Annotated in this window: 8 protein-coding genes and 1 pseudogene; 4 read left to right on the top strand and 5 right to left on the bottom strand. The window is 70.5% G+C overall.

Features of this window, described 5'->3' with window-relative positions:
• Positions 1–54: 54 nt before the first annotated feature.
• On the bottom strand, positions 55–543 hold the full coding sequence (locus ACWCPW_RS16185) for an SRPBCC family protein (RefSeq protein WP_449762180.1): 489 nt from the start codon (positions 541–543) through the stop codon (positions 55–57).
• 345 nt (positions 544–888) lie between these two features.
• Between ACWCPW_RS16185 and ACWCPW_RS16180 the strand changes: the two genes are divergently transcribed.
• Positions 889–2,112, top strand: coding sequence for an alpha/beta hydrolase family protein (locus ACWCPW_RS16180; RefSeq protein WP_449762179.1), 1,224 nt, complete (start codon positions 889–891; stop codon positions 2,110–2,112).
• Positions 2,113–2,354: 242 nt separating this feature from the next.
• On the opposite strand, the gene ACWCPW_RS16175 is transcribed toward ACWCPW_RS16180, so the two are convergent.
• The gene (locus tag ACWCPW_RS16175; protein WP_449762178.1) at positions 2,355–3,914 is read right to left on the bottom strand and encodes a cellulose binding domain-containing protein; all 1,560 of its coding nucleotides are present in this window, start codon (positions 3,912–3,914) and stop codon (positions 2,355–2,357) included.
• A gap of 815 nt (positions 3,915–4,729) precedes the next feature.
• On the opposite strand from ACWCPW_RS16175, the gene ACWCPW_RS16170 reads away from it, so the two are divergent.
• Complete coding sequence (locus tag ACWCPW_RS16170) at positions 4,730–5,626, top strand: lytic polysaccharide monooxygenase auxiliary activity family 9 protein (protein ID WP_449762177.1); 897 nt, start codon at positions 4,730–4,732, stop codon at positions 5,624–5,626.
• Positions 5,627–6,010: 384 nt separating this feature from the next.
• Complete coding sequence (locus tag ACWCPW_RS16165) at positions 6,011–8,149, top strand: carbohydrate binding domain-containing protein (RefSeq protein ID WP_449762176.1); 2,139 nt, start codon at positions 6,011–6,013, stop codon at positions 8,147–8,149.
• Positions 8,150–8,561: 412 nt separating this feature from the next.
• Here the strand turns inward: ACWCPW_RS16165 and ACWCPW_RS16160 are convergent, their stop codons facing one another.
• Positions 8,562–9,608, bottom strand: coding sequence for a hypothetical protein (locus ACWCPW_RS16160; protein ID WP_449762175.1), 1,047 nt, complete (start codon positions 9,606–9,608; stop codon positions 8,562–8,564).
• Positions 9,609–10,054: 446 nt separating this feature from the next.
• Between ACWCPW_RS16160 and ACWCPW_RS16155 the strand changes: the two are divergent.
• Positions 10,055–10,816 (top strand): annotated as a pseudogene (locus ACWCPW_RS16155) (XRE family transcriptional regulator).
• Positions 10,817–10,975: 159 nt separating this feature from the next.
• Here the strand turns inward: ACWCPW_RS16155 and ACWCPW_RS16150 are convergent.
• Complete coding sequence (locus ACWCPW_RS16150) at positions 10,976–11,818, bottom strand: dioxygenase family protein (RefSeq protein WP_449762174.1); 843 nt, start codon at positions 11,816–11,818, stop codon at positions 10,976–10,978.
• Between the two features lie 76 nt (positions 11,819–11,894).
• A complete protein-coding gene (locus ACWCPW_RS16145) occupies positions 11,895–12,833 on the bottom strand; it encodes an AraC family transcriptional regulator (RefSeq protein ID WP_449762173.1) in 939 nt (312 codons plus the stop codon).
• Between the last annotated feature and the right edge of the window lie 143 nt (positions 12,834–12,976).

The following is a 12,976-nucleotide window of genomic DNA, read 5'->3' as shown; positions in this document are numbered from 1 at the left end:
GGGTGCTCCTTTCGCAGGCTGTCGGCCTTCCCTGTGACCTCCGCCCGATCGGCGCTACGCGCCGAAGCGCAGCGGTTCGCCGGTTTCCAGGAGCGTCTTGAGGTTGGACAGGATCATCGGCCAGCCCTCGCGAACGCTCTTGAGCATCTCGGAATCGGCCGCGAAGCCCTCGTGCAGGACGCGGAGCGCGACCACCTCGCCGAGCGGTACCAGGTCGAAGGAGACCCGGGAGATCGGCTCCCGGCGGTGTTCGGCCAGTTGTTCCGGGCTCCAGCCGAACATCTCGCCGATCTCGGGCTCGTAGTTGTGCCACGTGTAGGCCAGTCGGACCGGCGGTTCGGCCGTCAGGACCACCTGGCCGGCGTCGCGGGGAGCCATTCGGGGTGCCATCGACCAGCGGACCGGCGAGCCGACCTGCCAGTCGGATTCCGGTCCCGAGCCGTCGAAGTAGCGACTGATCTCGGTCCGGTCGGTCAGCGCGTGCCACAACACCTCGGGGGTGGTGCGGATGTACAGGACATAGGTGAACTGCGTGTCGGACACGGGGTTTCTCCCAAGTGGGGCGGCATCGCTCACGGCGGCGACCGATGCCCGGGGATCGCCTTCGTCCAACTATCCGATGATTCGGCCCGGTTGTGCGGTACCGGGCGCGCGCCACGCCGTAGGAGCGTGCCGAACCACCCGGAGGTGGTCCGGCCGGCCCCGTGGGGACGACGTACGCCGCCCACCGGGAGCGGGTGGCCCGTGCTCCGGCGGGCGGGCCGAACGGGTCACGGCCACCGTCGTCCGCGAGAGGGTCGCGTGGCCCGCAGGATGTATCCGGATCGCCCGCGGCGGTGCACCGGTCGGCCGATGTGCGCGAGCACCGGAGAGGCTCAGGATCGGACCATGACCGGATCCCCAGCCCGCCGGAGGGCCGCACCGTTCGCTCTGGCCGTCTCCCTGGTACTCGCCTTGGCCCTGTCCACGACAGCGGCATCGCCCGCCGCCTCCGCCGCCACCTCGACCACCACCACGACGACGCGGGTGTACGTCGGCGCCACCGCCGCCCCGCGCACCTCGCTGCCCCGTCCCACCGGCCTCCATGCCGTCGGTCGGGAAACCCTGCACCTCGTCGACCGATCCCGGCGCGACCCGTGGGTACCGGAGGCCGAAGCGCGTGAACTGATGGTCGCCATGTTCCATCCCGCCCGGCCCGGCACCGGTACGCCCGCGCGCTACGCCACGCTCGAGGAGGCCCGGCTGCTCGTGGCGGATCGGGGGATGGGCGGCGTCCTCCCGGCCGAGACGCTGAGCGCCACCGGCATCGACGTCGCGGTCGACGCGCGGCCCGCGCGTGGCCGGTTTCCGCTGGTGGTGCTGTCCCCGGGATTCGGTGTCTCGGCCTTCACGCTCACCGGGGCGGCCGAGGAACTCGCGAGTCGGGGGTACGTGGTGGCCGCCGTCGACCACGCCTACGAGTCCGTGGGCACGGCCTTTCCCGGTGGGCGGATGCTCACGTGCGTCGCGTGCGCGAAGGTGCGGACCGAAGCGGATCTCGCGGCGGTGACGGCGGGGCGGGCCAAGGACGTGTCCTTCGTCCTGGATCGGCTCACCGGATCACGCCCGGCCTGGCGGTACGCCGCCCTGATCGACCGCGGCCGGATCGGCATGGTCGGCCACTCGATCGGGGGTGCGAGCGCGGCGGCGGCGATGGCGCTCGATCCGCGCAGCCGGGCGGGGCTGAACATCGACGGTGCCTTCCACTCCGCCGTACCCGAAGAGGGCTTGCACGGACGGCCGTTCCTGATGCTCGGCACCGACGACGACATCCACCGTCCCGGTGGCAGGGACCGCAGTTGGGACGAGGCGTGGGGTCGACTCGACGGCTGGAAGCGGTGGTTGACCGTGGCCGGCGCGAACCACTACAGCTTCACCGACATTCCGGTCTTCCTCGACGAAATCGGCCCGCCCGGAACCCCATCACCGCCCACCCTCACCGGCCGTCGCGCGTTGGACCTGACCCGCGCCTACGTCGGGGCGTTGTTCGAACTCCACCTGAAGTGCGTTCCCCAGCCTTGGCTGACGGGTCCCACGTCGGCCGATCCCGAGGTGCGGTTCCACAACCCGTGACGGGTCTTCGGGCCGACCCCCTTCGGGCCGACCCCCTTCGGGCCGACCCCCTTCGGGCCGATTCCCGTCGGACCGATCACCGTGGAGCCGACCGCCTTTGGACGAAGTAACCCCGGGCCCGCCTGGACCCGAGGACGGTCAGCCCGCCCCGAAAGGAGTGTGGCCCGGCGGCGTCGCGTGGACGCCGCCGGGCTCGGGAGGCACCGGCCGAAAGGGGGTCGACCGATGCGAGGTCGTCCGGGTCAGCCGGTGAAGTTCGCGAAGAGCTTGGTGAATTCGTACGGCGACTGGCTGATGCTGCTGCACGTGGGCGAGACGCCGCCACCGGGGCAGGAGCCGTTGTCACGTCCCACCGACCAGAACGCCAGTCGGCCGATGTGGTTGGTGTTCGCCCAGGTGACCAGCTTGGTCGCGTCCGACTGGACGAAGATCTTGCCGTTGAAGTTGCGTCCGATCATCGGGGTCACCGCGAGCATGCCCTTGAGTTCGGCGTCGGACTTGGTGGGCCAGATCTCCTTCATCTGACGCAGCGTGGATTCGGCCGCGGCGATCACCGCGTCGCCCCAGACCGGGCGCGAGGTACCGAACTCCATCGTCATCGCGTTCACGACGTCCACCCGAACCCCGTTATCGCGCGCGTTCTCGAGCAGGTCGACGCCCAGTGCCGGGGTCAGGCCGTAGTCGTCGCCCTGGATCATCAGGGTGAAGCCGACGGTGGTGGCCGGTCGATCGCGCTGCACCTTGGCCAGTGCCTTGTTCATGGTGCCGATCGGGATGGACGCCTCGATGTCGATGTCGAGGTGCCTGACGCCGAGCGTGTCGATGACCTTCGTGTAGGCGGCGGCGAGCGTGTCGACGCTGCCGCAGGACGCCTCCAGGTACGGGCCGGCCGCTCCGCCGAAGGCGACCACGACGTCACCGCCCTGGGCGCGAAGCGCGGCGATCTGGTTGACGATGCGCGGTTCGTCGAGCGCGATCGTGCCGCCCCACTTGGGGTCGCAGCCGCTGTTGCTGCCCAGTACGAAGGCCAGCGTGAACAACTTCCGGCCGGTGGCCGCGGCCACGTCGGTCAGGGTGGGGCCGGCGGCGGTGATGTCGATGTAGGGGACGCTGCGCACCGATCCCGGCGGCGGGTCGCCGCCTCCCGTCGTGGTGCGGGCGATCAGCTCGGGCGTGAACGGGGAGACGTTGCCCGATGCGTCCTTCGCGCGGACCTTGATCGGGTAGTCGGTGCCGGGGGTCAGCCCGGACAGGGTCACGCCCGGCGCGGCCGTGCTCGTGGTCGCCACGCCCGCGACGTACACGTCGTAGCCCGCGACCCGGTCGTTGTCGGTGGACGGCGTCCAGGTCAGGGCCAGCGCGGACGGGCCGGCCGTGGACACGCGCAGGTCGTTCGGTGTGCTGGGCGGGGTCGTGTCGGGCACGGCCGGTCCCACGCACGGGTTGCCGTTGAGCGTGCAGTTGCCGGGAGTTCCCGGGCCCGCGCCGAGGAAGCCGAAGGTGACCGAGGCGCCGGGCGCGAGGGTGCCGTTGTAGTCGCGGTTGGTGAATACGTGATGGTTGCCGGATCCGGTCTTGAGGGCGTCCCAGTACGAACCGACGGTGGTACCGGCGGGCAGGTCGAACTCGACCCGCCACCCGGTGAGCGTGCCGGTGCCCTGGTTGCGGATCGTGTATTGCCCGGTGAAGCCGGAACCCCAGTCTGACGCCTTGGCGAAGGTCGCCTCGGGAGCAGCGGCGTGGGCGGCACCGGCGGGCAGGACCACCAGCGCGATCGGTGCGACGACGGTCGCGGCCAGCACCCGGGCGAGTGCGCGCCATCCCGTTCGGGTGCGGTGGGGATGCGTCTTCTGTGACGAACGAGGCCTGAGAGAAGGCGAGTTGCGGTGTGGTGCGCGGAACACAGGGATCATCGAGCCGGCTCCTGGACACGTCTGGGACGCGAGTGGGGGACACGAGTCGGGAGGACGGGAGACGTGGGGTGTGGGACGCGGAGGCGGGATATGCCGGGCGCGCGCCGCCGGTTGGCGTGCGCCACCGCTCGCGGCCGGACGGTGGGCTGTCGCTGCCTCCTTGCACGGACAATGGTCTATACCAACCCTGTTCCCGTCCATAGGTGCGCGGGCACTTTTTCGGGCCGTCCGGCAAGTATTGGCAAGGCGGCGGCGGATCGCGGGAAATTTTTCCTCGCCACAATGACGACACATCTGATGGTGTGTCAGAAATAGAGCGATGCAGGCCAACCCGAGTTTTCGACGGAGTTCGCGACACGTCGGTTGGGGGGTAATGAAGCCCTCCCGGCCCGTTCCCCTCGGAAAGACCCGCTCCGCGCTCTTGCGCGACCGGTCGAGCACGGCGACTCTGAGTACCGCCACGCCATTGGTCTATACCTGTCCCCCCGGACCGCAGGCGGCGGCACCCGTATGCCGGAACACCGGGATCCGTCGCGGCCGTCGCGGATCCCCGTCCCACCTGTGTCGACCCACCCCACCCGTGCCGACCCACCCATCCGCGCCGACCGTCCCATCCGCGCCGATCCGCCCCATCCGAGGGCTCCCGTACGAGGCCTCCCGCACGTCCCCGTTTTCGGCAACTCCCTTACCCGGAGGGCTTCATGATGTCTCGCCGCAAGGTGGCGGCTTTCGCCGCGACCTGCTGTCTGGCGCCCCTGACGATCGCCGCGCTCTCCACCGGCACGGCCCAGGCACACGGCACGCTGAGCAATCCGCTCAGCCGCACCGGCACGTGTCGTGCCGAGAATCCGGAGAACCCGACGTCCGCCGCGTGCAAGGCCGCGGTCGCGATCGGCGGCACGCAGCCCGTGTACGACTGGAACGAGGTCAACCTCGCGGACGTTGCCGGCCGGCATCGTCAAGTGATTCCCGACGGCAAGTTGTGCAGTGCCGGGCGGGACAAGTACAAGGGCTTCGACCAGGCGCGCGCCGACTGGCCGGCGACCGCCGTCGCCGCGGGCAGCACGTTCAACTTCCTGTTCCGGGCCACCTCCCCGCACCGGGGCACGTTCGAGTTCTACGTGACTCGGGACGGCTACGACCCCACCGTGCCGCTGAAGTGGTCGGACCTGGAGCCCACTCCGTTCCTGACCCAGACCGACCCGCCCCTGGACAACGGGTCGTTCGTGATGAACGGGCGGATGCCCACCGGCAAGACCGGCCGGCATCTGATCTACGTCGTCTACCAACGCACGGACAGTCCCGAGGCGTTCTACTCGTGCTCGGACGTCGTCTTCGGCGCCGCGCCCGCCGCCGCACGGGTGAACGCGGCCACCGCGCCGCTCGCGCACGAGACCGGCGCGCCGTACATCGAACCGGCCGGGACCAACCACCAGAGCATCCACGAGGCCCCGGTCGCCGCGGCCGTGTCGGACAACGGCCCCGCCGGCGTCCCGCGTGCGGTCGCCGTCGGCGCGGCGGGAACGGGCGCGCTGATCATCCTCGGCGGCGGCGTCATGGTGCTCAGCAACCGGCGCCGGGAGGCCCACGCGCGGCGCTGAACCACGCGCCGACGCCCCACAGATGCCACCTCCGGTCCGGACGAAGCCGACGGGCCCGACCAACCCGACGGCCGCCGCCGGGCCGGAGGTGGGCCAACTCCCCGCGCGACCCCGCCGCCCCACGCACCCCGCCCACGCTCCCGTACCTCGCCGCACCACGCTGCGCGCCGCCCCCGCGCACCGCGGACGCCGCACCCACGCACCCCGCCTCCGCCGCACCATCCCGCGCGCCGCACCCCGCACCGCGCACACCGCGGGCCGCACCCCGCGCATGCCGCTCGGCGGCGCATCGCACCGCATCCCGTCTCGGATCCGCCGCCTCGCGTCACCGTCCCGTCCCACCCGGCACCGTCCCTTCCCGTCCCTTCGAATACGGGAGCACCGATGAGACGACCACATCCGCTTCGCGCCCTGGCGACCGCGCTGACCACGGCGGCCGCGTCGCTGGGCCTCGTGCTGTCCGCAGCCGGCGCCGCGCCCGCCGTACCCGCCGCGCCGACGACCGCCTCCACGACCGCCACGACCGCCACGGCCGCCGCGACGCCCGCCGCCGCGCGCCAGGCCCTCGGTACCCCGATACCCGCCCGCGTGTTCGCGCCGTACTTCGAGGCATGGACCGGCGAGAGCCCGGCGACGCTGTCCGCGCAGTCCGGCGCCAAGTACCTGACCATGGCCTTCATCCAGACCCCGAGCCGGGGATCCTGCACGCCGTACTGGAACGGCGACACCGGGATGCCGATCTCGCAGTCCACGTTCGGGGCGGACATCGCCACGATCCGCGCGGCCGGTGGCGACGTCATCCCGTCCTTCGGCGGCTACACCGCGGGCAACACCGGTACCGAGATCTCGGACAGCTGCACCAACGTCAACTCGATCGCCGGCGCCATGCAGAATGTCATCTCGACCTACGACCTCACCCGGATCTGCCTCGACGTCGAGGACAACTCGCTGACCAACACCGCCGGCATCGACCGCCGCAACAAGGCGCTCAAGCAGGTACAGGCCTGGGCGGCTAGCACCGGCCGGCCGTTGCAGATCCAGTACACCCTGCCGACCACGACGCACGGCCTGGCCCCCAGCGGCCTGGCCGTGCTGCAGAACGCGGTCACCAACGGCACCAAGGTCGACGTGGTCAACATCATGACCTTCGACTACTACGACAACCAGCCGCACCAGATGGCCGAAGACGCCAAGACCGCGGCGACCGGCCTGAAGAACCAACTCGCGCAGTTGTACCCGACCAAGACCCAGGCGGAGCTGTGGGCCATGGTCGGCGTCACCGTGATGCCCGGCGTGGACGACTTCGGCCCCGCCGAGACCTTCACCACCGCCGACGCGGTCACCGTCTACAACTGGGCCAAGGCACAGGGCATCAGCACCCTGTCGATGTGGGCCCTGCAACGTGACAACGGCAACTGCCCCGGCGGAGGGGCGGCCGACAACTGCTCCGGGATCCCGCAGGAGCTGTGGCAGTTCACCCGCACCTTCGCGCCCTTCACCAGCGGGGGACCGGTCACCAACGACTTCTCGCTCGCGGCCAGTCCCGGGTCCGGTTCGGTGGCCAAGGGCGCGAGCACCTCGGCGACGATCAACACGGCGGTCACGGCCGGCAGCGCGCAGAACGTCGCGCTCACCGTCACCGGCGCGCCCGCCGGGGTCAACGCCACGATCACCCCGACCTCGGTCACCGCGGGCGGGTCCGCGACGTTGAACATCGCCGCCTCCACGTCCGCGACGCCGGGCACCTATCCGCTCACGATCAACGGAGTGGGGCCCTCGGCGACGCACAGCGCGACCTACCAGCTCACCGTCACCTCCGGGCCGACCACCGACGACTTCTCCATCTTCGTCGCACCCGCGTCCGGCACCGTCCCCCAGGGCGGGACCGGCACGGCGACGGTCAATACCGGCGTCACCGCGGGTCTCACCCAGAACGTCGCGCTGACCGTGACCGGTGTGCCCACCGGGGTCACCGCGACGGTCGACCCGACGTCGGTCGACGCGGGCTCGTCGGCGACGTTGAACATCGCCGTGTCCACCACCGCGCAAACGGGCACCTTCCCGCTGACCGTCACCGGTGTGGGTCCCTCGGCGACGCACAGCGCGACCTACCTGCTCACCATCACCGTCATCGGCGGCGGCGGCCTGCTCAACGCGGACCTGGAGAGCGGCGCACTCAGCCCGTGGACCTGCCAGCCGGGCGGCGCGGTGGTCACCACCGTCGCGCACGGCGGTACCCACTCCATCGCGGCGGCGGCCGGCCCGGCGCAGACCGGGGAGTGCCGGCAGACGCTGCAACTCGCCCCGAACTCGACGCACACGCTCACCGGTTGGGTCCGCGGGAACTACGCCTACCTGGGCGTCAGCGGCGGCGCGAGCGGCAGCACGTGGGCTTCGCCCGGGGCCGCGTGGACCAAGCTGACGGTGCCGTTCACCGTCGGCGCATCCGGCTCGGTGACCGTCTACCTGCACGGCTGGTACGCGCAGGGTTCGGTCTACGGCGACGACTTCGCGATCACCTGAGCTCGGGGCGTCGAGATCGACCGGGACCGGATCGTCGAGCCGGGACCAGGTCGTCGTGACCACCCGGAGCCCGGGTCGTCGTGACCACCCGACACCGGATTCGCCGGAGCGGGCCCCGCGGATCCGATCGGGTCCGCGGGGCCGGCCGCACACGCCCCGTCGATCGCCCATGAACCCCGGTCGCCGGCTCGCGACCCCACCGTGAGCCGGCGGCCGGTCGTCGGCGTGCGCGCGATGGAAGGTCTCGACGCGAGCGGGTCCGTTCGGCGTCGGTGCCTTCGGACGGCGCCCGCGGGCGTCCGTCGGCGTCGTGCACCCCCTGGTGCCGGGCCGGACGAGTACCGGTACGCAGTTGTCACGCCCTGCCTCGCAGCGGCAGCACACGCGATACGAGGGGGCGTGCATCACGCCATCACTGCCGCTGCGCGTACTGCCACGGTCCAGTCATGCACGAGTCGGTGCGATGCTTCGGCGAGTTCGGCGAGTTCGGCGAGTCGTGCCCGTTGCCGGTCTTCATGCGGACCCATGACGTGGCTCGGGAAACAGCCCGGCGCGCGGTCGCGATCGTGCGCGAGGCCGGCCACGTCGAGACGAAGCCACAACGAGGCACGTTCGTGTTCGCACGCGACAAGGACACCGAAAGCTGAAGTAGGTCAGCCCCGACCCCGGTTGCTTCGGGTTGGGGCTGACCCGGGTGCTGGGTGATGGGCGCCGGTCCGATCTCCACTCGGCGGTTCGGGCCGTCGACCCATGTCCGTTGCCCGTCCGGGCTCACGGTGACCCCGTGCTGTTCGCGCGCGGGCTCGCCCTGGGCACGCCACGCGTCGTAGGCGGTTTCGATCTCCGCCCACAGATCACGTGGTCCGGACTCGTTCACCTCGAACTTGTCGGCCCCGGGCACGTAGTCCACCGATGCCCACGACAAGCCGTCACTGAGCCATTGCGTGTACTCGTCCGCAGCGTCGCCGCGCCCGAAGTACACGCGTTGCTCGACATCCGGCAGTCGGAGCCCGATCGCGAACTCTGTGTGCTCCTCCCTCATGCGTCTTGGGTCGGTCGTGGTGTGTCGCACCCTGTCCGGTGCCGGGTCCGGGATGACGTCGCCCACGAACTCGCGGGTGTCGAACCTTCGACGTTGCGACCGTGCCCACATGAAGTTCACGCTGCCCACGAACGGACCGCTCGCCGTGCCGTCGCTGTTGACGACAAGACGTAGAAGCCCGCTGTTGTGGAACGCGGTTCCCCAGGGTGTGAGGATCACACCGCCGGGCTTCACTTGCTCCGGCCACTCGTACGGCACGTGCTGAACCGCCATGGTCGCGATGAGGCGGTCGTACGGTGCGCCGTCCGGGTACCCCCGCAATCCGTCGCCCACGACAACGAACGGTGCGGCGCGGCAAGCGATCAGGCTCTCTTTGGCTTGTGCCGCCAGGGCCGGGTCCACCTCGATCGTGATCACCTCGCCATCGGTCAGCGCGGTGGCCCGAACTCCCATACGGGGTGCGGCTTTCGCATCCGATCGGACGGGGCAGAGGGTCCGACCAACTGTGAACGGAGGTTGCCGGTTCCCCCTGCCCCCTTCCGCGCACGGATCGGCCGTACGAGCGCGTACCCCGACAGTGTTCGGCCATCGATGCGTGAAAGGCGATACTCGGGCGGGCTTTCCGCAACCGGCTCATCCGGCATCGCGCATCACTCCGATTCGGGTAGCGGTCCGTGGCTCTCGGCGCGCCGTGCGGGGAATGGACAAGCCCAGCGCCGAGGTTCTGCCGCCGATTCAGCTCCATACACAGACGTTGGCGGTGCGCGGTAGACCCGCGCGGCGACAGAGAAGACGGCATTCCGGCGTCATTAGGGGCGGCAAGTCGGTGTCGGAAGCGTGTGCGCACGTCTACCGTGATCCGCATGACGGAGCCGAACAGCACACTTCGCGCGGTCCGCATGGGGCTGCTTCTGAGTCAGGACGAAATGGCCCGGGCCGTTCGCAACGCCGGCGAACGGTCGGGGGAACCCAACGGGTGCAGCAAGCGACACGTCCAACGCTGGGAAGCGGGTGAAGTCGCAGCGCCACGGCCGGTCTACGCACGTGCCCTCGAGTCCGTCACCGGCCTTCCGATCGGCGCGCTCGGCTTCACACTGGCGGTACCCGTGGCGCGGCTCTCCGACGACTGAGCCGGTGGCCATGATCTGAAGCCCTCGCCCACCGGAGTGGCAGCCGCCCGCAACACGCCCGGCGCCGACACTCATGAGGCCGCCCAAGGCAGCTACAGCGGGATATGGCTCAGCCGGTACGAATACTACTCCAGTGGCCGGAACGGAACGTACGTCGGACAGCACCACGTCATCCTGTTGCAACACGGCAACCGGCTCACGGCGCGCAGCCTGCCCGGCTCCTCGGACTCCCCGCTGACTCTCGATCCGGCCGTCGATCGGAACGTCGTGACGGGTACGTGGACGGAGCAGACCGCGAACGACGGCTACTACCAGGGGGCGCGCTACCACGGGGCGATCCAACTCCTCGTGGAGCCGACCAGCCGCCGTATGTCCGGGAAGTGGGTCGGATTCGGCAAGGAGTTCGACGTGAACACGGGACCGTGGGAACTGGTCTTCAAAGACGCGTCCACGTCGAAGGCAGCCCTGGAGCGGTACAACAAACGCCCCGAATGAGCGATGACGAGGTCTGGCGCGGAGCAAGGTACCGACGGAACCGTCGTTGGCCTTTGCCGCGAAGCTCCCGGTCGGTGACCGGCGCCGGGCATGCGTTGGGCCCCGGCGGGTGGCGCCGCCGGGGCCCGTGATCGACTCGCCTCCCCCCGAGGGTGTCGATCAGATCCGCTGCCACAGAGCCGGCACGTTGGGCGGCTCCCAGCCCGGTTGTGCGGTGTGGCCCTGCAGGCAGCGGTAGTTCTGGCCGCCGTAGGTCGCCGTGCTGCCGGCCGCGTAGTTGGTGCCCACGCGCCAGGTGCCGCCCGGCGGGTTGGTGGGCGGTTCGCTCGTCGGCGGCTGCGTGGTCGGCGGTACGCCGTTCACGTTCAGCACGAAGTCGAAGGACGCCTGCCTGCCGTTGCCGACCGTGCGCACCGTCATCAGCAGGCGGGGGTCGAAGATGGTGTCGGTGTTGTTGCGCGGCTCACCCGGGAAGTACGTCTGCGTGGTGAGGATGCCGCGGTTGGGCGCCTGGACCTTCATGTGCAGGTGCCGGGTGCGGCCGGGGTACAGGCCCGGCACGATCGTGGTCAGCGAGTACGCCCCCTGGGCGTTGGTGAACTGGTGGCCCCGGAAGGTGTATCCGACGTTGTCGTAGTTGCCGTTGGTGTCCGCCTGCCAGAAGTCGAGCAGTACGTTCGCCAGTGGCTGACACTGCCGGCCGAACACGTATCCGGAGACGGTGAGCGGCACACCCGGGGTGTTGGGGGTGGTGAGCACCGAGCGCAGCGGTGAGTTGGGCTTGAAGTACGGGCCCTCGGTCTGCGCGATCGTGGGCTCGTCGCCGTCGTGGCAGAAGGGGGTGGGTTCCAGCGTGCCCGACTCGCGCTGCGCCCTGGCCAGCGCGGGCACGCCGCCGATGAGCAGCGGGAGGGGGGCGGCCACCAGGGCCGCCTTGAGCAGGTTCTTGCGGGTGATGCCGTGCCTGACGGGCTCGTCCTGATCGGTGTTGTCGGTGTCCACGGCGACCTCTCCTCGGCGAGGGGGACGGGCGGGCAGGGTCGAGGAATCGATCCGCCCACTCGCGATTGGTCTGAACCTATGCGCGCCGATCGGGTGCGTCGATGGACAAAGCACGGCCCTCGTGGTGCTTCGCGTTGATGTCCCGGCGGTACTCCCCGGGGGTGCTTCCGGTCTCCCGGCGGAAGAATCGGCAGAAGTACGCGGGGTCCGCGAATCCCACCCGATCGGCGACCTGGCGCACCGTCAGATCACTGCCCGCGAGCAGCCGTTTGGCCTCGACCACCTGGGTCTGGCGGATGATCTGACCGGGGGTGCGCCCGGTCGTGCTCTTCACCGCGTGGTTGAGGTGGCCCACCGATACGCCCAGTTGGGCGGCATACGCGCCGACCGTGCGATCCAGGGGATCCAGGTCCACCGGCCCGTCCAGCAGCCGGGTGAAGCGCTGGGCGATGACGGCGGTGGGGCCCGGATCGGGATCGGGGTCGCCGTCCGGGCCGCTTCGTGCCGCGAGTCGTGCCGCGCGCAGGATCAGCACGTGCAGGTACGCCTGCAGGATCGGGATGAACCCCTCGCCCTGCTCGGCGTATTCGCGCCGCATCTCGGCCACCACCCCGGCCAGCCCCGGTGCCGCCTCGGGTGTGGGTCGCAGCCTCGGGTGTCCGGCCAGGTCGCGTACCGTGTCCCGGTCCTCGGGGTGGGTGAGCAGGAAGTCGTCGTTGAACAGGACGACCCAGCCGGTGAGTTCCCGCATCCGGTGCCAGAAGTGCACCTGGCCGGGCGCGACGAAGAACAGGTGCGGCGGGGTGACCGTGCGCGGCATTAGGTCGATCACGTGTGTGCCGCGCCCGCCGGTCACGAAGACGATCTCGTAGAAGGTGTGCCGATGGGGGAAGTCGGCGCGCGACATCGGCCCGATCGTGTCGAACGAGCCGATCGCGAACGGCAGGATGCTCGGCGCGGGGACGTCCAGTCGGTGCAGGGGGACCGCCGGGCGAAGCTGGGTCGGCGAACTCATCGGCTCACCCCGACGCGTTCGTCGGGCCGTTCCGGTCGTTCCGGTCGTTCCGGCCGTTCGCCGGGCCGGTGCTGCCGGTGCTGCCGGTGCTGCCGGTGCTGCCGGTGCCGCCGGTCCCGCCCGGGTGGCCCGTCCGCTCCTTC

The organism is Embleya sp. NPDC001921, assembly GCF_053594475.1.
The sequence above is the reverse complement of the archived record's forward strand: the minus strand, read 5'-3'. Positions and strand labels throughout refer to the sequence as shown.